The following is a 25,067-nucleotide window of genomic DNA, read 5'->3' as shown; positions in this document are numbered from 1 at the left end:
GCGTCTCCTGTGAGAAGTGGGGGTGTTGTCAGTCCCGTCCGTGGCGCCTTTAGGCCCAGACCGTCTCGGCCGCGCCGACGATGGTGCCGAACTCGCCGTGGCCCGTGACGGCGCGCTGGATGTTCCCGCGCGTGCCCAGGTCGAACACGATGATGGGCAGCTTGTTGTCCATGCACAGCGAGATGGCCGTGGAGTCCATCACGTTGAGGTTCTGCTTGAGGACGTCCATGTACGTGAGCGAGCGGTAGCGCTTCGCGGTCGGGTCCTTCTTCGGGTCCGCGTTGTAGACGCCGTCCACCTTGGTGGCCTTGAGGATGACCTGCGCGTTGATTTCCATCGCGCGCAGCGACGCGGCCGTGTCGGTGGTGAAGTAGGGGTTGCCCGTGCCCGCGGCGAAGATGACCACGCGGCCCTTCTCCAGGTGCCGCACGGCGCGCCGGCGGATGTAGGGCTCGGCGATCTGCTCCATCTTGATGGCGGACTGCACGCGCGTCTTCAGCCCCTGCTTCTCCAGCGAGTCCTGCAGCGCCATGGAGTTGATGCAGGTGGCGAGCATGCCCATGTAGTCCGCGCTCGCGCGGTCCATGCCTTCCGTGGCGCCAGCGACGCCGCGGAAGATGTTGCCGCCGCCAATCACGAGGGCGATTTCCAGGCCCGTTCTGGAGAGCTCCGCGACTTCCTCCGCGATGCGCGTGAGGGTGGGCGGGTGGATGCCGTACTTCCCCTCGCCCATCAGGGCTTCGCCCGACAGTTTGAGGAGGATGCGCTTGTAGGGAGAGGTGGATTCGGACATACGCGACCGCTTCTATCCCCCGCCCCGCGCCCAGGCAACGACGGAAGTCGTGACGCGCGCCGCACCGTCCAATGCCGGGCGGACGGACATGAAGAAAACGGGGCCTGGAATACCAAGGGCCGCGTTCCCGGCGCCCTTCCCCTGTGAGGAAGAGCCCCAGGCACGCGGCCCCAGGGAGCTGCGGTGCGGCGAAAGGCGCTTAGGCCTGGCCCAGCGTCTTGGCGACCTCGGCGGCCAGGTCGTCCTTCTTCTTCTCGATGCCCTCACCCACCTCGTAGCGGACGAAGCGGCGCACGGAGACCTTCTCGCCAATCTTGGCGGCGCGCTCGTTGATCATCTCGCCGACCTTCTTCTTGTCGTCCTTCACCCAGAGCTGGTCCACCAGGCAGACGCCCTCGTAGTACTTCTCCATCTTGCCCACGAGGATCTTCTCCAGCATCGCCTCGGGCTTGCCCTGCTGCTTGAGCAGCTCGCGCTGGATCTCCTTCTCCTTGTCCATCGCGTCGGTGGGGACCTCCTCGCGGCGGACGAACTTGGGGCCGGCCGCGGCGATCTGCATGGCCACTTCCTTCGCCAGGTCCTGGAAGTCCGGGTTGCGAGCGACGAAGTCCGTCTCGCAGTTGACCTCCACGATGACGCCGATGCGACCGCCGTGGATGTAGGAGGTCACGATGCCTTCGGCGGCGACGCGGCCGGCCTTGCCCTCGGCCTTGGAGATGCCCTTCTTGCGCAGCCACTCCGCGGCCTTCTCGAAGTCGCCACCGGACTCGGCCAGCGCCTTCTTGCAGTCCATCATGCCCGCGTTGGTGCGCTCGCGGAGGTCCTTCACCATCTGGGCGGTGATCTCAGCCATGTCGTATCTCTTTCTTCATCGGCTCCGAGCCCGGCGGCGTGCGCTGGGGGCGGAGGACTGGGGTTCTGGGTACTGACGCCAAGGACGTAGAAAATGGAGACGGCCGGACAGCGGGCCTTGAGAGGTGCCGCCCGGCCGAACTCCGGAGACCGCAGTGGGAAAGCGATGAGGCCGGGCGGTTACTCCGCCGCCGGCGTGCCCTCGCCGCCAGCCTCGGGCGCCTGCTCCGTGGTGGTCGCGGTGGCCTTCATCTCCACGACGGGGCCGCGGCGCTCGCCGCCACGGTCACCGCCGCCACGGCGGTCGTCACGGTCGCGGCGGTCGCCACGGCGCGGGCCACGGCGGTCGTCACGGCGGTCATCACGGCCCTCGCGCTCCTCCTGCTCGTCGCGCTCGGCGGCGCCGGACGCACGGTAGCGAGCCGCACCCTCGAGGCACGCGTCGGCGATCTTGGACGTGAAGAGCTTGATGGAGCGGATGGCGTCGTCGTTGCCCGGGATGACGAAGTCGATGCCGTCCGGATCGCAGTTGGTGTCCACCAGACCAATCACCGGGATGCCCAGGCGGGTGGCCTCGTGGATGGCGATGTGCTCCTTCTTCGGGTCGATGACGAAGACGCAGCGGGGCAGCTTCGCCATGTCCTTCACGCCGCCCAGGTTCTTCTCCAGCTTCTCGCGCTCACGGTCGAGCTGGGCGACTTCCTTCTTGGGCAGGCGCTCGAAGGTGCCGTCCTCGGCCATCTTCTCCAGCGTCTTCAGGCGGTCGATGCCCTGCTTGATGGTCTTGAAGTTCGTCAGCGTGCCACCCAGCCAGCGGCTGGTGACGTGGAACTGACCGGCGCGGGCGGCCTCCTCCTGGATGACGTCCTGCGCCTGCTTCTTGGTGCCGACGAAGAGCACCGACCCGCCGCGCGCCGTGATGTCCGCCACGAAGCGGAAGGCCGCGCGGGCCATGGTCACGGTCTTCTGCAGGTCGATGATGTAGATGCCGTTACGGGCACCGAAGATGTAGGGCTTCATCTTCGGGTTCCAGCGCTTGGTCTGGTGGCCGAAGTGAACGCCGGCCTCGAGGAGCTGGCGCATCGTGATGCCGCTGGCAGCGGCCATCGCCTGGGCCTGCGTCTGCGTATCCTGCTGATCCATGGTGCGAGTACCTTCCGGTTGTTCCGCCACGCGCGTTGAGACCGCTGCCAGTCCTGGCCCTTCCACCCTGGAGGGGCACCGGGGACCGGTGACACGCGTGTGAGTAGTGGGTGCTGCTGACTGCCTCGGGCGGTGAAGCCCGGCCCCTACATAACAGGGCGCGGCGTCCTTAGCAGAACGCTCAAGAGGGGCGCAAGCTTCGGCACACTCTCCGTCCGGCTCCTACCTCCTCGAGGCCGCTCCCCTCCCCTCCAGGAAGGCGACCGGCGCGGCCCCCGCTCCCCTTTCCAGGGAGGGCGACCGCGCCGGAGGGCGCTTCCATCAGGTGTTCAGCGGCCTACGGGTTCGCTTCGTTGGCGCCGTGGCACTTCTTGTACTTGCGGCCGCTGCCGCAGGGGCAGGGCTCGTTGCGGCCCACGGGCTTGGGGGCGCCAGCGGCTTCGCGCTGGGCGACCGGGGTGGCGGTGGCCTCCTCGATCTTCCCCTCGGCGTCCGCGCGGCCCTCCACGGCCTTCTTCTGCTGCTGGGCCAACTGGCGCTGGATGCGGGCGGTCTCCTCCGCGGCGCTGGAGGCGGAACGGGCCTGGACACGCATCATCTGGCTGACGAACTGCGTCTTGATGGCGTCCAGCATCTGCATGAAGCCCGTGTAGCCTTCCTTCTTGTACTCCTGCTTCGGGTCCTTCTGGCCGTAGCCGCGCAGGCCGATGCCCTGGCGCAGGTGGTCCATGGCCAGCAGGTGGTCCTTCCACAGCTGGTCGATGGTGGCCAGGTACCGGTACTGCAGGAAGCGCATGAAGTCTTCGCCGAACTCCTGCTCGCGGGCGGTGAAGACCTTCTCCGCCGCCGCGTAGATCTGCTCCTGGAGCTCGTCGCGGTTGCCGACGCCCTCGAAGCCCATCTCCAGGTTGAGCGACTCCTTCACGGAGTTGGCCAGCGAGGCGATGTCCCAGGTGTCGGAGCTGCGCGTGGGGGCGTAGGTGTCCGTCATGGACACGACGACGTCCTCCACGGCATCCAGCACCATCTCCCGGAAGTCCGCCCAGGAGATGACTCGCTCGGAGCGCGTCTTCACGCGCGTCTTCACGTCCTCCTCGTACTCCACGAGCGGAACGCCCGCGCCCGACGCGAGCACCTGGCGGCGCAGCTTGTAGATGGTGCGCCGCTGCTGGTTCATCACGTCGTCGTACTCGAGCAGGTTCTTGCGGATGTCGAAGTTGTGGCCTTCGACCCGCTTCTGCGCGCCCTCGATGGCGCGAGAGAGCCAGATGTGCTCGATGACCTCGCCCTCCTCCATGCCCAGGCGCTCCATCAGCATCTGGATGCGCTCCGACCCGAAGATGCGCATCAGGTCGTCTTCCAGGGACAGGAAGAAGCGGCTGGCGCCCGGGTCACCCTGGCGGCCGGCGCGGCCACGCAGCTGGTTGTCCACGCGGCGGGACTCGTGGCGCTCCGTGCCGATGATGAAGAGGCCGCCAGCGGCCATGACCTCTTCACGCTCGCGCTTGGTGAGCTGCTCGTTGTTCGCCTTCGTCTCCTCGAAGCGCTTCTCGTAGTCCGCCAGCGCCGCCTGGTAGGCGGTGAGGTCCGGGGGCTGCCCGTCCACGGACTCCGGCGGCTCCGGCGGCGCGCCCATCTCGCTCTTGGTCATGACCTCCGCGTTGCCGCCCAGGAGGATGTCCGTGCCGCGGCCGGCCATGTTGGTGGAGATGGTGACCGCGCCCTTGCGGCCCGCCTGCGCGACGATGTCCGCCTCGCGCTGGTGCGCCTTGGCGTTGAGGACGTTGTGGGCCACGCCGCGCTTCTTGAGGAAGTTGGACACCACCTCGCTCTTGGCGATGGACACCGTGCCCACGAGCACCGGCTGGCCGGCCTTGTTCAGCTCTTCAATCTGGGCGGCGACGGCCTCGAACTTCTCGCGCTCCGTCTTGTAGACCACGTCCTGTTCGTCGCGGCGCTGCGCGTTGCGGTTCGTCGGGATGACGCGCACGTCCAGGTTGTAGATCTTCGCGAACTCTTCGGCTTCCGTGTCCGCGGTGCCCGTCATGCCGGACAGCTTGGAGTACATGCGGAAGTAGTTCTGGAACGAGACCGTGGCGAGCGTCTGGTTCTCGTTCTCAATCTTCACGCCCTCCTTGGCCTCGATGGCCTGGTGGAGGCCGTCGGACCAGCGGCGGCCCGGCATGAGGCGGCCGGTGAACTCGTCGACGATCTGCACCTCGCCGTCCTTCACCACGTAGTCCTTGTCGCGCTTGTAGAGCGTGTGCGCGCGCAGGGCCTGCTCGACGTGGTGGAGGGTCTCGATTTCGCCCGGGTCGTAGAGGTTGCCGACGCTGAGGCGCTTCTGGAGCTTGTCGATGCCGTCGTCGGTGAGGGCCACCGAGCGGTGCTTCTCATCCAGGGTGTAGTCCTGGTCCGGCACGAGGCCCGGGATGACCTGGTCCACCCGGTAGTACTTGTCGGTGCTGTCCTCGGTGGGACCGGAGATGATGAGCGGCGTGCGGGCCTCGTCGATGAGGATGGAGTCCACCTCGTCGACGATGGCGTAGTTGAGCTCGCGCTGGACGTAGTCCTGCAGACGGAACTTCATGTTGTCGCGCAGGTAGTCGAAGCCGAACTCGTTGTTCTGGCCGTACGTGATGTCCGAGCGGTACGAATCCTGGCGCTGCTTGTCGGACAGCTCGTGGAGCACGCAGCCCGTCGTCATGCCCAGGAACTTGTAGACCCGGCCCATCCACTCCGCGTCGCGGCGGGCCAGGTAGTCGTTCACGGTGACGACGTGCACGCCACGGCCGGACAGGGCGTTGAGGTAGGAGGGCAGCGTCGCGGTGAGCGTCTTGCCTTCACCGGTGCGCATCTCCGCGATGCAGCCCTCGTGCAGGAACATGCCGCCGATGAGCTGCACGTCGTAGTGGCGCTGGCCGATGACCCGGCTCGCCGCCTCACGGGTGAGGGCGAAGGCCTCGAAGAGCAGGTCGTCGAGCGGCTTGCCGTTCGCGATCTCCTGCTTCATCCGGGCGGTTTCGCGCGCGAAGTCCTCGTTCTGGAGGGCCTTCATGCGGCCTTCCAGTTCGTTGATGCGGGCGACCTTCAGGCGGGCTTTCTTGAGCTCGCGCTCATTCTTGGTCCCGATGAGCTTCTTTAGCGTCCATTCAATCATGTTGGCTCTCTCGCCGGAGGATCCTCGAAGGAGCGCGGCGAGTGAAGGGAATTCCCAGGAGATGTAAGGGAGAACCAGACCAAAACCACGCGCGCCCCCCGAAACTTCCTCTCGGCTGGCCGCCCGGCGCGCGGTGGCCCAGAGTAAAGCGGAACCGAGTCCACGCAATGTCCCCTAAGCAGATTCACCGTCCCCGCGCCGCGAAGAGTTCTTCCGGCCGCTCCTCCCCGGGCCCCGGCCGACCAGGCGCCCCCTCCCGACCCGGCAAGGCTTCACGCTCGGGTCCCCCCTCTCAAGGCAAGCCCGGCCCGAAGCCCGGCACCCGTCCAGGAGGCAAGCCGGGCCCCAAGTCCGGCGGCAAGCCCGCCCCCAAGTCCGGTGGCAAGCCTGCCCCCACGCCCCGTGCCGGTGGCCCCGGACGCTCCGCCCCGGCACCCATCGCCTCGCCCGCGCCGCGCATCCCACCTCGGGCGCGCGTGCCATCCATGCCCGCACAAACGCTGGCGGCCCAACCGGGCCGGTGGCTGTGGACCTGCCGGGAGGGCTTCGAGTCGCACCTGTTCGAGGAGCTGACCTGGGCTGGCGCGGGTCCCCGCCTCCTGGGGCCGGCCCTGGTGGAGTCCGAACAGCGGCCTGAAGTCCCCCCAGCCTTTGGCCGGGCGGTGGAGCGGGTCATCGCCACCTGGGCGCCCCCGGGTGGAGCCCAGGTGCCGGTGGAGCAGCTCGTGGCGGCGATGTCCGGGCTGCCCTCGCGCGTGCCCTGGCTCCTGCGGGCCTACACGCCGGACAGCGAGAAGGGCAACACGCAGGCGGGCCGTGCCGAGGCGCTGGAAGCCACGGTCCGCGCGGCGCTCCCCTCGGGACGCGTGCTGGAGGACGACGGACGGGCCCGTGAGGCGGGGGCCCTCCTGGTGGGCCTCTGTGTCGCGCCGAATGGGGTGCTGACCCTGGGCGCGGTGAGCGCTCGTGAGGCCCTGTCGCTCGCGCCGGGCGGTCGGCGGCGGATGAAGCGTGCGGGCGAGTCCCCTTCCCGCGCGGCGATGAAGCTGGAGGAGGCGCTGGACGGGCTGGCGCATGAGCCCGGGCGCGGCGACGTCTGCGTGGACCTGGGCGCGGCGCCGGGCGGCTGGACTCAGCGGCTGGTGGCGCGAGGGGCGCGGGTGGTGGCGGTGGACCCGGCGAAGCTGATGCCGGAGCTGGCGAAGAACCCGCGCGTCCAGCACGTGCAGGAGAGCGCCTTCGCCTACGCCCCGGAGGAGTCCGCAGACTGGCTCTTCTGTGACATGGCGTGGCGGCCCCTGGAAGTGGCGCAGCTGCTGGCCAAGTGGGGCCGGCGACGCTGGGCGCGCAACCTGGTGGCCAACATCAAGCTGCCCATGAAGGACAAGAACCCGCTGCTCCTGCGGGTGCGCCAGACGCTCGTGGACGACGGGGGCTGGGAGGGCCTCACCGTCCGCCAGCTCTACCATGACCGGGATGAGGTGACGGTCACGGCGCGTCGCATGCGCTGAGGGCGACGGAGCGGGCGCGGGGAGAAGCTTTCCTGCGCCCGGGGCGGGTCCGCGCTACACACGCGGACACGATGCCCTACACACTCGACGACGCCACCGCCACCGCCCTCGTCGCCCTCCACCCCCGGGCCGCGCGCCCGGGGCACGCCCAGGAGGCGCCGCAGGCCGCCGCCCAGGAGCTCATCGCCGCCGAGCAGCGCCGGCGAGGCCAACCGGACGCCACCGGGGCCATGCACGTGCTGGCGCTCACCCAGGGCACCCTCCTCAAGGAGGAGTTCGACCTGTCCACGCACGCGCACCACGACGGCTGGCGCGTGGGCGCGCTGATGGTGGACGTGAAGGAGATGATCCACTTCAACGCGCGCTTCGGCTTCCCCGCCGGGGACGCGCTGCTCAAGGGCGTCGTGGCGGCGCTGGCGGCCCAGTACCCGGGCGCGCGCATCGTGCGCTTCCAGCCGGACGGGTTCGCGGTGCTGCTGGTGCCCACGTCCCAGCTCACCGTGCGCGAGGACAGCGCGGAGGCGACTCGCGCGAAGCTGGCGGAGGATCTGCGCCCCTCGCTGCCTCCGGGAGCCTCCGACACCGACGTGCCGGGCTTCACCGTGGCGCTGCTGGAGCTGACGGTGCACCAGCCGTCACACTGGCAGGTGCTGGGGCCGCTCCTGTGGGCAGAGGTGGAGCGGGCCTACATCATGGAGCGAACCGGGCGGACGCACGGCCTGCAGCGGCGGCGCCTGCGCCTGGATGCGTTCCTTCCGGAGCCGGAAGGAACCTGAGGCGCGTCCCCGAGCCACGCGTCTCCTACTCGTCTCCTACTCGTCTCCTACTCGTCTCCTACTCTTCGAGGATGAACTTGCGCGGGTTCTGCGGCACGCCGTTCACGCGCACCTCGTAGTGCAGGTGCGGGCCGGTGGAGCGGCCGGTGTTGCCCACCGCCGCGATGGACGCGCCGCGCTTCACCCGGTCCCCGGCCTTCACGAGAATCTTGGACAGGTGGCCGTAGCGCGTCTTGATGCCGTAGCCGTGGTCGATGACGAGCACGTTGCCGTACCCGCCCTCCAGGCCCGCGAACACCACCGTGCCGTCCGACGGCGCGGAGACTTCCTTGCCGTGCGGCGCCGCGATGTCCAGGCCCGCGTGCGTCACGCGGTCCGCCGTGTACGGGTCCAGGCGCTGACCGAAATCGCTGGTCACCCAGCCACGCGCCGGCCACACCGACGGCGTGGAGGCCAACAGCGACTTCTGGTCCTGGAAGTAGGCCTGCAGGTCCTGGAGGCTCAGCTCCTGGCGGGTGGCCTCCGCGGAGAGCCGGTCCAGCCGGCCCAGCAACACCTTCGGGGTGTCCGTGGTGGTCAGCTGGGTGAACTGCGTGTCCGTCGTGGGCGCCGTGGTGCCGGCCTCCGGCTCCGTGGGGCCCATGGCCAGGTTGCGCTGCGGGTCCGACAGCAACGTCACCGCGCGCAGCTTCTGGTCGAAACGCTCCACGCGGTCCAGCGTCGAACCGATGTGCTCGATGCGCTCACGCACCGACTTCAGCTGAGAACGCAGCGTGAGGTTCTCCTCACGCAGGATGCGGTTCTCCGACGCGTCCGCCGCCACCTGGAGGTAGTGGATGCTCGCACCGGCGCCCAAGCCCACCACCAGCATCAGGCCCATGCCCACCTGCACCAGCCAGGAGCGCTGGATGGTGTAGCGCTTCACCGGAGCGTCGTGGTCCGGGATGACCATCAGCGTGAAGGACTTTTTGGCCACGGACCACTCCTGGGGAAACTCTTTCGCAACGTGGGACTTCCGGCGCCAGAAGCTAAGTCGCTCCCCGCGCTCGCAACACCTCCCCCACCCGCCGCCCCTCCCGCACCGTCACCCACTGGCGATTCTCAGTAAGTGGAAAGGTTGGGGCAGCTATCATCCGCATTTGAAGAGTGTCAAGGTCAACAGACTCCAGGGCGCGCCCCAATCGCGCCCCGAGTCCGGGCCCTACCCGCCCTGCATGCGCACGACGATGACGCTGATGTTGTCGTCGCCGCCGCGGTCATTGGCCAGGTCGATGAGGTGCTTGGGCACTTCATCCAGGTTCGCGTGGCGCGCGACGGCGTCGTGGATCTCCCGGTCCTCCAGCATGTTGGCGAGGCCGTCCGAGCAGAGCAGGAACACGTCACCGGGCTCTGACACGAGCCCCATGACATCCACCTGGACCTCCTCCTCGAAGCCAACGGAGCGGGTGATGATGTTCTTGTACCGGGAGTGCTTGGCCTCTTCCGGTGTGATCATCCCCGCCTTGATCTGCTCGTTGACCAGCGAGTGGTCCTCGGAGATCTGCTGAATGAGGTCCCCGCGGATGAGGTACGCGCGACTGTCACCCACGTGGGCGAAGAAGGCGTGCTCGTCGCGGACCACCAGGGAGATGACTGTCGTGCCCATGCCGGACAGGCGCGCGTCATCCTGGGCGGTGAGGTAGATGGCCTGACAGGCCTTCTCCACCGCGCCCCGGAGCGCTTCCGGAATGGGCGAATCCTGGAGGTTGGGAACGCTGACGAAGGGGTTGTCTCGCCCTTCACGCGCGCGCCTCAGCTCTTTGTCGATGGTCTCGACGGCGATGCGCGACGCGGTACCACCACCCGCGTGCCCACCCATGCCGTCCGCCACGACGTAGAGCTGGAGCTCATCGTCAATGAGGAAGCTGTCCTCGTTGTGATTGCGCTTGCGCCCGACGTCCGTCAGGCCAGCGGAGATGACTTTATGGCGGGGGGCCGCGGTCTGCCCTGCGGTGCTGGACACGCGCCGGATGCTATGTGAGCCCATAAGTGGGGGCAAGGACGCGGACGAAAACTCCCGGTGCGTCATGCCCCTCCCCCTGGGTCACCCCTACCTTGTAGGCCCCCATTTCAGGCCGTCCGGCGCAGCCGACCCCGGGGGCTGTTGCCCTCCGGGCCCGATTCCCGGCGCGCGCGGGGCGTGGCCCGGTGGGCCGAACGCACCAGCGCCTCCGCCGCGCCCAGCGCCTCGCGAGTCACCTCCACGCCCGACATCATGCGCGCCAGTTCCTGGGTGCGCTCGGCGCCGGCCGAGAGCGAAATCACCTGGGACACGGTGCGCTCGCCCTTCACGCTCTTCCTGATGAGCAGGTGCGCGTCCGCGTAGGCCGCCACCTGGGGCAGGTGCGTGATGCACAGCACCTGGCGGTGGGAGCTGACCTCGCGAATCATCCGGCCCACCACGTCCGCGATGGCGCCGCTCACGCCCGCGTCCGCCTCATCCAGGATGTAGCAGCCGCACGCGTCACTGTCCGCCAGTGCACGTTTGAGCGCGAGCAGCAGCCGGCTCGCCTCACCGCCCGAGGCCACCTTGGCCAGGGGCCGCGCCGGCTCACCCGGGTTGGCGCTGAAGAAGAACTCCACCTCGTCCATGCCGTCCGGACGCAGCGACTCCCCGGCGGTGACGCGCACCTCGAAGGCGGCCTTGCCCATGGCCAGCCCCCCCAGGCCCTCGCGCACCTGCTGGGAGAAGGCCCCGGCGGAGGCCTTGCGCGCGCGGGAAAGCGCCAGCGCCGCCTTGCGCGCCCGCTCCTCCACGCGTTTTCGCTCCTGGTTCAGCTCCTCCAGGATTTCGCGCCGGTTCTCCAGCGTGCCCAGCTCCGTCTCCAGCTCGCCGCGCTTCTTGAGGACGCCGTCCAGCGTCGTGCCGTGCTTGCGGCACAGCCGCTTGAGCGCGTCCAGCCGCTCCTCCACCTCGCCCAGCCGCCCGGGGTCGGACTCCAGCCCCTCCACATAGCGGTTGAGCAGGCGCGCAGCCTCCTCCAGCTCCGACAGCGCCGTGCTGAGCGACTGCGCCACCGGCGCGAGCGTCGCGTCGCACTTGACGCCCTCGTGCACGAGCCCCAGCGCGCGCCCGACAATCTCCACCGCGGACGGCGCTTCGCCCGACACCAGCAGCTCCGCCTCCGCGCCCTGACGCTTGAGCTTCTGGGCGCTGCCAAGCCGCCGGCGCTCCGCGTCCAGCTTCACGTCCTCGCCGGCATCCGGGTCCAGGCGCGTGATTTCGTCCAGTTGGAAGCGCAGGAACTCCGCGCGCTCGCGCACCTTGGCGTCGTCTCCGCCCAGCGCGTCCATGCGGCCATCCACTTCGCGCAGGTTCGCCCACTCGCGGCCGTACGCGGCCAGCGTCTCCTCCAGGCGGCCGTACTTGTCGAGCAGCACCCGGTGCAGCCCGGAGTCGAAGAGGCTCACGTGCTCATGCTGGCCGGCGATGTCCACCGCGCCCCGGGTGAGCTTCCCCAGCACGCCCAGCGTCACCAGCGCGCCGTTGACGTAGACCTTTCCGCGCCCGGTGCGCCCGAGCACGCGGCGCACGAGCACTTCCTCACCCAGGTCCGGGAGGCCCAGTTCCTCCAGGCGCGTGGCCAGCACCGGTGTCCGGGCGAATACGCCCTCCACCGCCGCGTCCTCGCAGCCCGCACGGATGACGTCCGCATCCGCCCTGCCCCCGAGCAGAAGGCCCAGCGCGTCCACCAGAATGGACTTGCCGGCACCCGTCTCACCCGTGAGGACGGTGAGGCCCGCGCCGAACGCGACCTCCACCTCCTCAATCACCGCTACGTTCGAAATCCGAAGACCCAGCAGCACGCGCGCCCTCCGCGATCCGTACGACGCCCCAACACCTGAACACCCTAGCAGGTCTTGATGACACTGCACAGGTGTTCGGGTCGGGCGGATGGCGGGAGGGCGAGTGGGAGGGCGTGGCCTGTTGGCGCCACAACCTTCTCCCACTCCCCGAGTCGCATCAGATTTCGGTGAACAGCTCCTGGATGTCCTGTTCGGTGAGCGTGCGGCCCATGTCGTCCCCGTCCGTGCCCAGCACGCCGGCGGCGAGTTCGCGCTTGCGGCGCTGGAGGCTGAGAATCTTCTCCTCCACCGTGCCGCGGGTAATCAGCTTGTAGCTGATGACCGCGCGCGTCTGGCCGATGCGGTGCGTACGGTCCGTGGCCTGGTCTTCCACGGCAGGGTTCCACCACGGGTCGAAGTGGATGACGTAGTCCGCGGCGGTGAGGTTCAAGCCGGTGCCGCCCGCCTTGAGGCTGATGAAGAAGAGCGGCGGGCCGTCAGGGCGGTTGTACTCGTCCACCTTGCCCATGCGGTCCTTGGTGCGGCCGTCCAGGTAGAGGTAGCGCAGGCCCACCTTGTCCGCCTCCTGCTTGAGCAGCTCCAGCATCTCCGTGAACTGGCTGAAGACGAGCGCGCGGTGGCCTTCCGCCACCAGGTCCGCCACCAGTTCCATGAAGCGCTCGAGCTTCGCGCTGGACGGCAGCAGCGTGCCGGGCGGCATCTTGAGCAGACGCGGATCGCAGCAGACCTGACGCAGGCGCATCAGCGCGGCGAGGATGGAGACGCGGCTCCGCTTGAAGCCCACCTTCTCGATGGACTCGTTCACCTTGCGGCGGCTCTCCTCCAGCACCTCGCGGTAGAGCGCGGCCTGGCCGGGCTCCATCTCGCACCACGCGACGCTCTCCGTCTTCGGCGGCAGGTCCTTGGCCACCTCCGTCTTGAGGCGGCGCATGATGAAGGGCTGGATGCGGCGGCGCAGCCGGTCCTTCGCGGTGGGGTCGTTGGCCACCTGGATGGGCTGCTCGTAGCGGTCGCTGAAGCCTTCCGCGCTGCCCAGGAAGCCGGGCATCAGGAAGTCGAAGATGCTCCAGAGCTCCGACAGGCGGTTCTCCAGCGGCGTACCGGTGAGCGCCAGGCGCGTCTCGCTGGGCAGCGACTTGCACGCCTGCGCGGTGGCGCTGTCCGCGTTCTTGATGTTCTGCGCTTCGTCCAGGATGACGTAGCGGAAGCCCACCTGGGACAGCTGCTCCAGGTCGCGGCGCACCAGCGCGTATGACGTGAGCACCAGGTCCATGTCCTTCAGGTCCTCCGCGCGCTCGCGGCGGTCCTGTCCGTGCCACACCATGGCCTTGAGGCCCAGCGTGAAGCGCTCCGCCTCGCGCTCCCAGTTGGCGAGCACGCTCGTGGGCGCGACCACCAGGGACGGCTTGCGGCCCTCGTCGTTGGCCACCTTCTGCATCAGGCTCAGGGACTGGATGGTCTTTCCCAGACCCATGTCGTCCGCGAGGATGCCGGACAGCCCGTGGCGCCGGAGGAACCAGAGCCAGGACAGGCCCGCCTCCTGGTAGTGGCGCAGCGTGGCCTGGAGTCCTTCCGGCACGGCCACCTTCGGCACGCCGGCCGACTCGCGCAGCGCGAGCATGGCCTGACGGGCCTTGGCCTCCACCTCGGTGAACTCGCTCAGGTCCGCGAGCAGGTCCAGGGCGACCGCCTGGTGCAGCGGCAGCCGCGTGCGCGTGCGGCCCGGCATGGCGCCGGCCTCCTCCAGGAGGTCCGCCACGCGCTTGATCTCCGCGACGTCCGCCTCCGCGAAGGAGCCGTCCTTCAGCGGCACGAACTTGCGGCCGGAGTCCAGCCACATGCGCACGGCGCCCAGGTCCACGGCCTGGTCGTCGGTGACGAACTCCGCGTCCAGGTCGAACCACTGCACGCCGCTCATGCCCACGCGGATGCGCGGCTTGAGCTTCGGGCGCAGTCGCACCTTGGGCGCCTGCACGCCGTAGCGCTCCCATTCCTCAGGCAGGCTCGCCAGGCCCCGCGCCCAGAACTCCAGGGCCACGTCGCCCGTCGCGTCGAACGCCTGCGAGGCCTGATCAAAGCGCAGCCCCTGGTCGAGCAGCACCTTGCCCGCGGCGCGCTCCACCTCGTCGCGGCGGCGGTACAGCTTGCGCGAGTCCTCGCCCACGCCGCTGGCGTAGCCCAGGTGCGTGGCCGTGGGGGACACCGCCACCGTCGTCTGGCCGTATCTCGCGGCCAGCTGCACCTTCACGCGCTCGGCGGCGCCTTCCAGTGTGACGACGAAGCGCGGCTCCACCGACTCGTCCACTTCGATGTCGTCCGCCTTCAACGACATGCGGAAGCGCGGCAGGTGCGCGGCGAAGAACGTCAGCACCCGGTCCAGTTGCCCGGACGGGAAGGCCATGGTCGGTTCCAGCAGCCACTTGCGCAGCAAGCGCGGCGGGAAGTCCGGCTCCACGGCATGGAGGTTCTGCGCCTGGATGACGTACGTGCGCCGGCCCGCGAGCACGATGACGTCCTTGAGCGGGTAGCCCACGCCGTCCGGGAACAGCAGCTCGATCTGCGCGGTGGCACCATCCGGACGCGACTCCAGATGGATTTGCGGCCGCACGGGCTGCTCCATGTAGACGAGCGGCGTGCCCCGGTAGATGACCCGGCGCTGGCGCAACAGCTCCAGCACCTCGCACAGGTCCTCGTCTGAGAGGACGATGCGCGAGTCGTAGCGGTGCTCATGGCGCGACAGCACCATGAAGATGCGCTCGTCCGGGGGCGCGATGCGGCTGCCCGCCTGGAGCAGGCGCTTCACGTGCACGGGGCCCTTGGTCTGCGCGTCCTGACGGCGCACATCCACGACCCAGTGGCGGTTGTTGGAGCCGCCCGCCCCCGTGCTCGCGGGGGTGAGCCGGTAGAGGAACTCGTAGTCGGGCAGTGAGGACAGGCCCAGCCAGCTCTCCACCTTGGCGAGCGCGGGCAGGCTGACGCCTTCCATCCCCGGCGCTCCGCCTCCGGGAATCTCCTCCTCGTCGTCCGGCCCCATGTCCTCGGGTTCGGGCGGAGGAGGCGGCGCCGCGGCTTTCTGCGGTGGCGGCGGTGGCCGGAAGCGGGCCGCGTAGATGAGTGCCACGGCGACCACGTGCTCGCAATGCGGGCCCGTGGTGTTCCACACCGGGCAGGTGCAGGAGGAAACGACTTTTCCCTCTCCGGGAATCAGGGCCACGTCGTAGCGCTCGCCGGACGGACCCGCGACCTGCGCGCGGATGCGTTCGGGTTCACGCGTAAGGCCGAAGACGCGGCGGCCTTCGGCCACCTCGCGGCCTTTCTTGAACGTGACGGGCTCGACCTCGGCCTTGAGGGCGCGGAGCCAGATTCCGTCCTGGGGGGAGAGAGGGTCTCGGGTGTCAGCGGTGGTTTGCACGGCTTGCAAGGGCCCCAGACTCCTTGGTCGGGGGGAACCGCCTCGCTTAACACAGTGAGGGGATCCCCGCGCGCGGGAAAAAATACGGCGTCCGCCAGCCGATGCGGCCGGGCGGCGCGAAGCTGTGAGATCATCAACGTCCGCCATGCCCCGGTCCCGTCCCAGTCCGCCCATCCTCCGGCCGTTGGCCCTGGGACTCTGCGTCCGGGGGCCCGCCAGGCTGGCTGTCACCCGGGCCGGGTACCCTGGGTCCCAGGTCCACCCCGGGTGTCATCCACCGGGCTGAAACACCGCCGTCCTCCTTTCGGAGCCCCACCCCATGTCCCTCGACCCCACGCTCGCCTCCGACCTCCAGGCCGTCCTGAGAGATGTGCCGGACTTCCCCAAGCCCGGCATCGTCTTCAAGGACATCACCCCCATGCTGGCGGACCCGCGCCTCTTCGGCCGGGTGGTCACCGCCATGTCCGCCCCCTTCCGGGGCCAGCACATCACCAAGGTGGTGGGTGTGGAGTCGCGCGGCTTCCTGCTGGGCGCCCCCATCGCGCTGGCGCTGGAGGCGGGCTTCGTGCCCGCGCGCAAGCCCGGCAAGCTCCCGCACAAGCGCATCGTGGAGCGCTACTCCCTGGAGTACGGCGCGGACGGCGTGGAGATGCACGAGGACGCCATCCTCAAGGACGAGCGCATCCTCGTGGTGGATGACGTGCTCGCCACCGGCGGCACCGCCGACGCCACGGGCCGGCTCATCGGCCGGCTGGGCGGGCAGATTGTCGGCTACAGCTTCCTCATCACCCTCGACTTCCTCGAGGGCGCGAAGCGGCTGGGCCCGGACAAGGTGACGTCCGTCCTCCGCTTCTAGCCCTCCACCTGGCGTCACCGGACCTCACGTCCGGTTGACGCCCGCGCTGGCCCTGTTTATAAGTTGGTCACACAACCTAGAAACAAAATCGCGCCATGCCTCGTCCCTCCAATACCGAAGCGCGCCGGGAACAGATCGTCGCTGGACTGCTCAAGGCCATGGCCGAGCGCGGCTACGAGGGCGCGTCCGTGGCGGAGATTGCCCGTGCGGCGGGCCTGAGCGCGGGGCTGGTCCACTACCACTTCGAGGACAAGCAGGAGATCCTCCTGACCCTGGTGCGCTCGTTGGCCGCTCGCGCCCGGCAGCGCTTCGCCACCCGGGCGACGAAGCTCGCGGCGGACGATGCGCGCGGTCGGGTGGAGGCGTTCGTGGACGCGTTCCTCGCCACCGGGCCGGACGCGGACGTGGCGGCGGTGGCGGGCTGGGTCACCATCAGCGCGGAGGCCATCCGGCAGCCGGAGGTGCGCGCCGCCTACGAAGAGGTGGTGCGCGCGGACCTGGAGCAGTTGGAGGGGCTGGTCGCGGCGGTGGTGGGCAAACGCCGCGCGCGTCCGCTGGCCGCGGGTCTGTTCGCCGCCATCCAGGGGTACTTCGTGCTGTCCGCGAGCGCGCCCGGACTCGTGCCCCCGGGCTCCGCGGCGGGCACCGTGAAGCGCATGGCCGCAGGGCTTCTGGACGCGGCGACTTCTTCTTCTCCGGACCGTGAGGTGTCGTGATGACCATCGCCATCTACGCAGGCAGCTTCGACCCCGTGACGGCGGGCCACCTGTCGGTGGTGCGACAGGCGGCGCGCCTCTTCAGCCACGTCGTCGTGGTGGTCGCGGTCAACCCGAACAAGCTCACGCTGCTCACCGCCGAGGAGCGCGTGGCGCTCATCCGGGAGACCGTGGCCCGGCACCCCAACGTCTCCGTGACCTTCACTGAAGGGCTCATCGTGGAGCTGGCGCGGGAGATTGGCGCGAGCGTCCTGTTGCGCGGCGTACGCGGCGCCACCGATGCGCAGTTCGAGACGGAGCTGGCGCAGATGAACCGCGCGCTCGCGCCGGAGCTGTCCACCCTCTTCCTGCCCGCGGAGGCGCACCTGGCGGAGGTGTCCAGCAGCGCCCTCAAGGAGCGCCTCACGCGCGGCGAGGACGTGTCCGCCTTCTGCCCTCCCGCCGTCGCCGCGAAGCTGCGCGAGCGGCTGTCCCCTTCCCTCCGGAGCCATCCATGAGCCTGTCCTTCATTCCCCTGGGCGTCGGTGATGCCTTCTCCGCGCTCTACTACTCGTCGTGCCTGGCGCTGGAGGCGGAGGACCAGGTGCTGCTGCTCGACTGTCCGCACCCCATCCGCAAGATGATGCGCGAGGCGTCCGAGTCCTCCGGCGTGCACCTGGACGTGGAGCGCGTCAGCGCCGTGGCCCTCACACACCTGCACGCGGACCACGCCTCCGGCCTGGAGGGCCTGGGCTACTTCTCCTTCTTCGTGCTGCAGCGGAAGATGGAGCTGCTCGCGCACCCGAGCGTCACGCGCCGCCTCTGGGAGGGCCACCTGGCCGCGGGCATGGAATGCCTCATCGAGCAGCAGGGCGCGGGGCCCAGCCACAAACACTTCGAGGACTACTTCACGCACACGCCACTGCACCTGGAGCGTGCGGTGAAGCACGGGCCGTTCGAAATCGAGTGCCGCTTCACCTACCACCACGTGCCCACCACCGCGTTCCGCATCCGCGCCGGGGGCCGGTGCCTGGGCTACAGCGCGGACACCGCGTTCGACGAGGGGCTCATCTCCTGGCTGTCCGAGGCGGACCTGGTCATCCACGAGACGAACTACGGCGTGCACACCCCCTACGAGAAGCTGGCCGCGCTGCCGGAGGCGACTCGCGCGAAGATGCGCCTCATCCACTATCCGGACCTGTTCGACACGAGCGGCAGCGTCATCGAGCCGCTGGTGCAGGGCCGGCGCTACACCGTCTGAGGACGGAGCGCATGGTGGGCCGGATGCCCTTCATCCTCCGGGAAGAAGGGCTTGGGGCTTGCGCGTTGCGCCATGTCCGGTCCGCTCGCCTTCACGCGCCGAGTGCGCTACGCCGAGACGGGTTGGCGCTCCCCCTTTGTGCCCCCGCAAGAGAACGACTGTCCGATGACGACGAAGACCGTGAGCACCTGGGCGGTGCTGCTGCCGCTCGCGCTGGTGCTGGCCACCCGTTCCGCCGGGGCAGCGGAGCCGACACCTCCCGCCGACACCGTCCGCCTCACGATCCTCCACCTCAACGACGTCTACCAATTCCAGCCCACCGCCCAGAACCGGGGCGGCCTGTCGCGCGTGGCCACGCTCAAGCAGCAGGCGCTGAAGGAGTCGCCGCACGTCCTCACGCTGCTGGCGGGTGACACGATTTCGCCTTCGGTGGAGTCGTCCGCGGAGGTGGCGGGCGAGGCGCTCAAGGGCAAGCAGATGATCGACGCGTGGAACGCGCTCGGTCTGGACTACTCCACGGTGGGCAACCACGAGTTCGACTTCGGGGACGACGTGCTGCGCGCGCGCCTCCAGCAGTCGCGCTTCCCGTGGCTGGGCGCCAACGTGATGAGCGTGAAGTCGGGGCAGGTGTTCGAGGGGCTCAAGGCGTGGGACCTCCGCGACGTGGGAGGCGTGAAGGTGGGCATCTTCGGCGTGGTGCTGCCGGAGACGCAGACCTCGTCCAAGCCGGGCAAGGACACGCGCATCACGCCGTACTGCGAGGCCGCGAAGCGCTCCGTGGAGGAGCTGCGGGCCGCGGGCGCGCAGTTCGTGATGGGGCTCACGCACCTGGCGGTGGAGCAGGACCGCGAGCTGGCGAAGTGCGTGCGCGTGGACCTCATCATCGGCGGGCATGACCACGACCGCGTGGAGGAGACCGTCGCGGGCACGCCCATCTTCAAGCTGGACGAGGACGCCATCGACCTGGGCCGCGTCACGCTGGACCTGGATGCGAAGACGGGCGCGGTGAAGAAGCTGGCGTGGAAGGTGATTCCCATCACCTCGAAGACTCCGGACGACGCGGCGTTCGACGCGCAGATGAAGCCCTACGCGCCGCTGATGGCCACGCTGTCGGAGCGCATTGGCCGCTCGCCGGTGGCGCTGGATGCGCGCAGTGCGCAGAACCGGCTGGGGGAGACGAACCTGGGCTCGTTCCTGGCGGATGCGTTCCGCGAGTCGACGGGCGCGGACGTGGCGCTCGTGAACGGGGGCGCCATCCGCGCGGACCGGGTGCTGCCCGCAGGGAAGATGACCCGGCGCGAGATGTACTCGCTCATGCCCTACCGCAACGAGCTGGTCGTCCTGGAGGTGACCGGGGCGACGCTGCGCGCGGCGCTGGAGAACGGCGTCAGCCTGAGCAGCGTGGATGGCAAGCCGCCCGGTCGCTACCCGCAGGTGTCCGGCCTGCGCTTCACCTACGACCTGCGCAAGGCGCCGGGCGCGCGGGTGACGAAGGTGGACGTGAAGGGCAAGCCGCTGGACGACGCGGCGAAGTACCGGCTGGCCACCTTCAGCTTCGTGGCACAGGGCAATGACGGCTACGCGATGTTCAAGGACCTGCCTCTCCTGCCCCCAAGCCCGGAGCACCCGTCGCCGTGGGATGCGCTCAGCAAGGCATTCAGCACCGGTAGGCCCGCGCCCCGCGCGAAGCCCCAGGGCCGCATCACCGTCCTTGGCGTGCCCAAGGGTGGACTGCACGCGACGCCGTCGATGAAGTAGCGCCTACCGCCAGGGCGCGGTCCAGCCTCGCGCCCGGTAGACAATCCGCCCCGCCAGTTCGCGCAGCATGTCCGTGCTCTGGTTGAGCGCTCCCGAGCGTGGCAGCCAGCTCAGCTTCGCCGGGGGAATCGTCGAGGAGCGGAGGTCCACCGCGAAGGTGTCCGCCTTCAGCCCCACCGCCGCGAAGCAGCCGGCCGCCCGGGGCAGGTGCGCGGCGCTCGTCACCAGGAGCAGCGACTTCCAGCCGTGCGCGCGCACCAGCGGCTCCGACTCCAGCGCGTTCTCGCGGGTGTTGCGGCTGCGCCCTTCCTTCACGATGCGCTCGGGCGCGATGCCCCAGTGCTCCAGCTGCGCGGCCAGCACGTCCGCCTCCACCACCGCTTCCGGCCTCGCGTCCAGGTTGCCAGCGGTAATCAACACCTGCCGTGCCCGGCCGTCATGCAGCAGCTCGAAGGTGCGCATCATCCGCTCCGGCGCGGCGTTGTACTCCGGCTGCCCCGAGCGCTCCGTGGCCGCCGCGTCCAGTCCTCCGCCCAGCAGGATGACCGCGTCGTAGACGGTGTCCGGCCGGTACGTGCTCACCGCGTCCGCCTCCGTCGCGCGCGTCAGCAGCGCCACCGTCGGCTCGATGGAGAACACGTACAGCACGGCCAACGCCGCGACCTGCGACGCCACCGACAGGCGCGTCCACCGGCGCAGCAGCAGCCCCGCCACGCTGAACAAAAGCGCCCAGGTGAGCGGCGACAGCAACAGGTCCAACAGCTTCGACAGGATGAGGAACATCGCGGCGCCGCTACCGACCCGACCGGGACTTGAGGTACTGCCTGGCCTCCGCCGCGCCGGCCCCTCGCGGACGCAACTGCAGATAGCGCCGGTAGTGCTCCACGGCCTCCCCTGCCCGGGCCGTCCGCGCTCCCACCCGCCCCATCCCCAGATGGCACTCCGCGGCCGTCTCCAGCAGCCTCAGGCACGTCCCGAACTTCCCACTGGCCTGCCCTGGCTTGCCCGCCACGAGCAGCTCCACGCCCAGTGTGTACTCCGCCCCCGCGCTCGGGGACTCGGAGATCCAATCCAGGGCCTCGCGCGATTCGCTCTGGGCGTTGACGCTCGGCACACCCTTCCGGGCGCCCGCCTTCTGCGGCTCCGGCACCCGTGCGTCCACCACCGGCTCGGGGGGCGGCGGCGGGGGTGACAGGCGCTCCAGCGTCACCTGCACGCGCTCCGGCACCGCCGCCTGCGACACGGTGGTCGACCACGGATGGTGGCCCACGTAGCGCAGCTCCAGCTGGTGCGAGGCCTCTCCTGGAGCGACCTTCAGGGACGTCGGCGTCACCCCGACATACTTGCCGTCCCAGCGCACCTCCGCGCCCGGAGGCACCGACACCACCTGGAGATCGCGCCCCGGCGCTTCCGACATGTCGGGCAGCACGGCCCGCCCCACGAAGAAAATCACCGCCGCCGCGATGACGGCCGCCCAGACCCAGCCGGGCACTCCCGCGCCCATGTCCGCCGCGGGGCTGCCGCCCACCAGCGCCCCGGGCACGTGCTCCTCCGGGAACGCCTCGGAGTGCGCGCGGTGCACCGCGGACGCCCGCTCCGGCTCGTCCATTCCCCCCGGGCCGTCCTCCCCCGTCCACACCGCCACCTGACGCAGGAAGGACTCCGGAATCCGCGGCGGCTGGCCCGCGAGCTTCAGCTCCTCCTCGGACAGCCAGCCCATCAGGTGGCGCAGCGTGGACGCAGGGAACAGCGGCGCCCGGTACGCGAGCCACTCCGCCAACGCGCGCTGGAAGTCCTCCGCGCTCGTGAAACGGTCATCCCGCCTCAGCGCCAACGCCCGCGTCACCAGCGCGCCCAGCGACGGATCCAGGTCCGGCACGTGAGCGTGCGGAGGCGTCAGGTCGCCCGTGGCGATGCGCTCCATCACCGCGACCTGGTCTCCCTCAGCGGGCCTGCGACCGGTGAGCAGTTCGAAGAGCACCACGCCGGCCGTGTACACGTCCGAGCGCGCGTCCAGCGCCTCCGCCCGCGTCTGCTCCGGTGACAGGTAGAGGAACTTGCCGCGCACCACGCCCGCGTCCGTGTCCTGCCGCCCGGCCCACTGCGCCTTCGCGATGCCGAAGTCGGTGAGCTTCACCTCGCCCTCGTAGCTCACCAGGACGTTGTCCGGAGACACGTCGCGGTGGACCAGCCCCAGCGAGCGGCCCTCCTCGTCGCGGCGCGTGTGCGCGTGGTGCAGGCCCTTGCAGACCTCCACCATCAGCTGCACGGCCAGCGGCGCAGGCAGGTGCGCCATCCCCTTCAGCTTCAGGCGCTTGAGCACCTTGGACAGGGGCTGCCCGTCCACCCACTCCATGGCGAGGAAGTACTCCCCCTCCTCCTGCCCGAAGTCGAAGACCTGGACGATGTTGCCGTGCGACAGCCCCATCGAGATGCGCGCTTCGTTGAGGAACATCTGCACGAAGGCGGGATCCAACGCGTACGGATCCCTCACGCGTTTGATCACCACGGACCGGGACACGCCCTCCGCCACGGTGTAGCGCGCGCGGTGCACCACGGCCATGCCACCCGCGCCCAGGCGCTCCTGCAGCTCGTACTTGCCGAAACGCGTCCTGTGCCCACCCGTCGTCACGGGCCGGACGCTACCCCACCGCTCACCCCCGAGGGGAGCCCCACCCCCGGGCCCGGAGGCTCAGCGCTCACCCCAGTGGAGCTTCTGCCGGAGGATGGTGAAGAAGGCCACGCGCGGGTTGCGCACCAGCTCCACGCGGTTGGGCGAGCGCACCACTTCAATGCAGTCCCCGCCCTGGAGCGAGTGGCCCGTCTGCCCGTCCAGCGTGAGGTACGTGTCCGCCGTCTCGCTCTTCAGCGTGACGCGAATGGTGCGGTCCGCCGGCACCACGATGGCCCGCTGGGTCAGCGCGTGGGAGCAGATAGGCGACAGGATGGTGCAGTCCACCGAGGGGTGCACGATGGGGCCGCCCGCGGACAGCGAGTACGCCGTGGAGCCGGTGGGCGTGGCCAGGATGACGCCGTCCGACTTGTACGTGGTGATGGGCACCCCGTCGATGGACGTCTCGTGGTCCGCGATGCGCGCGAGCGCGCCCTTGTTGATGACCACGTCGTTGAGGATTTCGTCCTCGATGAGGACCTTGCCCCCGCGCAACAGCCGGCAGGACAGCTTCATCCGCGAGTCCACGTGGAAGTTCCCCGCCAGCACGTCGTCCAGCCGGCTGAAGAGCTCCTCCACGGGCACTTCCGTCATGAAGCCCAGGCTGCCCAGGTTGACGCCGATGATGGGCACGTCGCGCCCGCCCAGCAGGCGCGCCGCGTAGATGAGCGTTCCGTCTCCGCCCAGCACCACCACCAGGTCCGCACGGGCCGCCAGCTCGCGGTCTTCAATGCGCGGCCAGTTCAGCGCATGCGCCAGGGCACGGTCCGCCAGCACCGTCAGGTTCGGGTGGCGCTGCTGGATTTCCGCCGCCAGGGCGACAGCCTGCGGGGTGTCACGCTTCGCGACGATGACGAGGGTCTGCACGCCCCCAGGGTTCTAGTCCAGCCGGCCAACCGTCCTCCGCAGGAAAATGACGCACCTGCCCGGCGCCGGACATCACAAGGGGGCGCGGCAGGGCCTCCGGGACGCTAGGTTTGGAGGCCCCATGGACCTCTTCGACCACGCCAGCCAGAAGGAACAGGCCGTCCTGGCGCCGCTCGCCGAGCGCATGCGCCCCACCTCGCTCAGCGAGTACCTGGGCCAGGAGCACCTCACCGGTGAGGGCCGCTTCCTGCGCCGCGCGCTGGAGAGCGACCAGGTGCCCAGCCTCATCCTCTGGGGCCCGCCCGGCACCGGCAAGACGACGCTCGCCCAGCTCGTCGCGCGCTCCACCGGCGCCTCCTTCGAGACCATGTCCGCCGTGCTCGCGGGCGTGAAGGACATCCGCGAGACGGTGGCGCGCGCGCAGGACCGCTGGAAGCTGAACCGCCAGCGCACGCTGCTCTTCATCGACGAAATCCACCGCTTCAACAAGTCACAGCAGGACGCGCTCCTGCCCCACGTGGAGAAGGGCACCGTCACGCTGATTGGCGCCACCACGGAGAACCCGTCCTTCGAGGTGAACGCCGCGCTCCTGTCGCGCTGCCGCGTCATCACCCTGCGCGGGCTGGAGCAGGAGGAGCTCATCGCCGTCATGCGCCACGCCGTCGCGGACCCTCGGGGGCTGGGTGGCAAGGTGGCCGTGGACGACGCGGCGCTGGAGTTCATCGCGGACGCGGCGGGCGGCGACGCGCGCAAGGCCCTCACCGCGCTGGAGGCCGCGGCGGCGTACGGCCGCACGGCGGTGGACCGCAAGGTGGCGGAGGAAGCGCTCCAGCAGAAGATGCTGCTCTACGACAAGGGCGGCGAGGAGCACTACAACGTCGTCAGCGCGTTCATCAAATCCATGCGCGGCAGCGACGTGGACGCCGCGCTGTACTGGATGACGCGCATGCTGGAGGCGGGCGAGGACCCCGTCTTCATCTTCCGCCGCATGGTCATCTTCGCGTCGGAAGACGTGGGCAACGCGGACCCGCGCGCGCTCGGCGTGGCGGTGGACGCGCTCCGGGCCTTCCAGCTCATGGGCCTTCCAGAGGGCACCCTGCCCCTCACCCAGGCGGTGACGTACCTGGCGCTCGCGCCCAAGTCGAACGCCGTCATCGCCGCGTACGCGGCCGTGCGCGAGGCCGTGACGAAGGAAGGCGCGCTGCCGGTGCCCATGCACCTGCGCAACGCGCCCACGAAGCTGATGAAGTCGCTGGGCTACGGCGGCGGGTACAAGTACCCGCACAACTTCGAGGGCAACTACGTCCCGGAGGACTACCTGCCCGAAGCGCTGCGCTCTCGCTGCTTCTACACCCCGACGCGCAACGGCTTCGAGGCGGAGCTGTCCGAGCGCTACGAAACCATCCAACAGCAGCTCGCCGCACGTCGCAGCGAGCGCGAGCCCGGGGAGGACGGCTGAAGCGCCG

The 25,067-nt window shown here is 69.6% G+C and carries 19 protein-coding genes; 8 read left to right on the top strand and 11 right to left on the bottom strand.

The genetic code is table 11. The annotated features are described in order from the left end of the window. Positions 1–49: 49 nt before the first annotated feature. The 4 genes from pyrH to secA form a co-directional block, all read right to left on the bottom strand. On the bottom strand, positions 50–793 hold the full coding sequence (gene pyrH / locus D7Y04_RS11030) for a UMP kinase (protein WP_120581203.1): 744 nt from the start codon (positions 791–793) through the stop codon (positions 50–52). A 199-nt stretch (positions 794–992) separates the two neighbouring features. Then, complete coding sequence (tsf, locus tag D7Y04_RS11025) at positions 993–1,646, bottom strand: translation elongation factor Ts (RefSeq protein WP_120581204.1); 654 nt, start codon at positions 1,644–1,646, stop codon at positions 993–995. Positions 1,647–1,825: 179 nt separating this feature from the next. Next, on the bottom strand, positions 1,826–2,788 hold the full coding sequence (rpsB, locus tag D7Y04_RS11020; RefSeq protein WP_120598240.1) for a 30S ribosomal protein S2: 963 nt from the start codon (positions 2,786–2,788) through the stop codon (positions 1,826–1,828). A gap of 337 nt (positions 2,789–3,125) precedes the next feature. Then, positions 3,126–5,948, bottom strand: a complete 2,823-nt coding sequence (gene secA / locus D7Y04_RS11015) for a preprotein translocase subunit SecA (protein WP_120600265.1) — start codon at positions 5,946–5,948, stop codon at positions 3,126–3,128. Between the two features lie 485 nt (positions 5,949–6,433). Between secA and rlmM the strand changes: the two genes are divergently transcribed. Further along, a complete protein-coding gene (gene rlmM, locus D7Y04_RS11010; protein WP_121759178.1) occupies positions 6,434–7,459 on the top strand; it encodes a 23S rRNA (cytidine(2498)-2'-O)-methyltransferase RlmM in 1,026 nt (341 codons plus the stop codon). A 71-nt stretch (positions 7,460–7,530) separates the two neighbouring features. Next, positions 7,531–8,235: a diguanylate cyclase domain-containing protein gene (locus D7Y04_RS11005; protein WP_120600279.1), complete on the top strand. Its 705-nt coding sequence runs from the start codon at positions 7,531–7,533 to the stop codon at positions 8,233–8,235. A gap of 58 nt (positions 8,236–8,293) precedes the next feature. Here D7Y04_RS11005 and D7Y04_RS11000 read toward each other — a convergent pair whose 3' ends face one another. From D7Y04_RS11000 to D7Y04_RS10985, 4 genes are all read right to left on the bottom strand, one after another. Next, positions 8,294–9,211, bottom strand: coding sequence for a M23 family metallopeptidase (locus D7Y04_RS11000; RefSeq protein ID WP_120600278.1), 918 nt, complete (start codon positions 9,209–9,211; stop codon positions 8,294–8,296). A 225-nt stretch (positions 9,212–9,436) separates the two neighbouring features. After that, the gene (locus D7Y04_RS10995; RefSeq protein ID WP_120546148.1) at positions 9,437–10,237 is read right to left on the bottom strand and encodes a Stp1/IreP family PP2C-type Ser/Thr phosphatase; all 801 of its coding nucleotides are present in this window, start codon (positions 10,235–10,237) and stop codon (positions 9,437–9,439) included. A gap of 107 nt (positions 10,238–10,344) precedes the next feature. Next, positions 10,345–12,081 (bottom strand): DNA repair protein RecN, encoded by a 1,737-nt coding sequence (gene recN, locus D7Y04_RS10990; RefSeq protein WP_120599145.1) that lies wholly within the window; start codon positions 12,079–12,081, stop codon positions 10,345–10,347. A 157-nt stretch (positions 12,082–12,238) separates the two neighbouring features. Further along, positions 12,239–15,502 (bottom strand): SNF2-related protein, encoded by a 3,264-nt coding sequence (locus D7Y04_RS10985; protein WP_233601347.1) that lies wholly within the window; start codon positions 15,500–15,502, stop codon positions 12,239–12,241. A 310-nt stretch (positions 15,503–15,812) separates the two neighbouring features. Between D7Y04_RS10985 and D7Y04_RS10980 the strand changes: the two genes are divergently transcribed. The 5 genes from D7Y04_RS10980 (at position 15,813) to D7Y04_RS10960 (ending at position 20,063) form a co-directional block, all read left to right on the top strand. After that, entirely contained in the window at positions 15,813–16,349 is a 537-nt protein-coding gene (locus tag D7Y04_RS10980; protein WP_120599144.1) for an adenine phosphoribosyltransferase, read from the top strand. Positions 16,350–16,444: 95 nt separating this feature from the next. After that, the gene (locus D7Y04_RS10975; RefSeq protein WP_120599143.1) at positions 16,445–17,065 is read left to right on the top strand and encodes a TetR/AcrR family transcriptional regulator; all 621 of its coding nucleotides are present in this window, start codon (positions 16,445–16,447) and stop codon (positions 17,063–17,065) included. Continuing rightward, positions 17,065–17,562: a pantetheine-phosphate adenylyltransferase gene (gene coaD, locus D7Y04_RS10970; RefSeq protein ID WP_120599142.1), complete on the top strand. Its 498-nt coding sequence runs from the start codon at positions 17,065–17,067 to the stop codon at positions 17,560–17,562. The genes D7Y04_RS10975 and coaD overlap by 1 nt, the downstream gene beginning before the upstream one ends. After that, positions 17,559–18,305 (top strand): MBL fold metallo-hydrolase, encoded by a 747-nt coding sequence (locus tag D7Y04_RS10965; RefSeq protein WP_120599141.1) that lies wholly within the window; start codon positions 17,559–17,561, stop codon positions 18,303–18,305. Before coaD ends, D7Y04_RS10965 begins: the two co-directional genes overlap by 4 nt. A 165-nt stretch (positions 18,306–18,470) precedes the next feature. Next, positions 18,471–20,063, top strand: coding sequence for a bifunctional UDP-sugar hydrolase/5'-nucleotidase (locus D7Y04_RS10960; protein WP_121759343.1), 1,593 nt, complete (start codon positions 18,471–18,473; stop codon positions 20,061–20,063). 3 nt (positions 20,064–20,066) lie between these two features. Here D7Y04_RS10960 and D7Y04_RS10955 read toward each other — a convergent pair whose 3' ends face one another. From D7Y04_RS10955 to D7Y04_RS10945, 3 genes are read right to left on the bottom strand one after another with little or no spacing between them, the layout of a single operon-like run. Next, positions 20,067–20,846 carry a YdcF family protein gene (locus D7Y04_RS10955; RefSeq protein ID WP_121759177.1) on the bottom strand — a complete coding sequence of 260 codons (780 nt, stop codon included), beginning with the start codon at positions 20,844–20,846 and terminating at the stop codon, positions 20,067–20,069. 10 nt (positions 20,847–20,856) lie between these two features. Continuing rightward, positions 20,857–22,695, bottom strand: coding sequence for a serine/threonine-protein kinase (locus D7Y04_RS10950; protein ID WP_121759176.1), 1,839 nt, complete (start codon positions 22,693–22,695; stop codon positions 20,857–20,859). A gap of 60 nt (positions 22,696–22,755) precedes the next feature. Next, on the bottom strand, positions 22,756–23,601 hold the full coding sequence (locus tag D7Y04_RS10945) for an NAD(+)/NADH kinase (RefSeq protein ID WP_120597986.1): 846 nt from the start codon (positions 23,599–23,601) through the stop codon (positions 22,756–22,758). 121 nt (positions 23,602–23,722) lie between these two features. Between D7Y04_RS10945 and D7Y04_RS10940 the strand changes: the two genes are divergently transcribed. Further along, a complete protein-coding gene (locus D7Y04_RS10940; RefSeq protein ID WP_120579724.1) occupies positions 23,723–25,060 on the top strand; it encodes a replication-associated recombination protein A in 1,338 nt (445 codons plus the stop codon). Positions 25,061–25,067 lie beyond the last annotated feature (7 nt).

Origin of the sequence: Corallococcus sp. AB038B (assembly GCF_003668955.1) — a bacterium.
GTDB classification, from domain to species: Bacteria; Myxococcota; Myxococcia; order Myxococcales; family Myxococcaceae; genus Corallococcus; species Corallococcus exiguus.
Note: the sequence above shows the minus strand (reverse complement) of the source record. Positions and strands in the feature narration are given on the sequence as shown.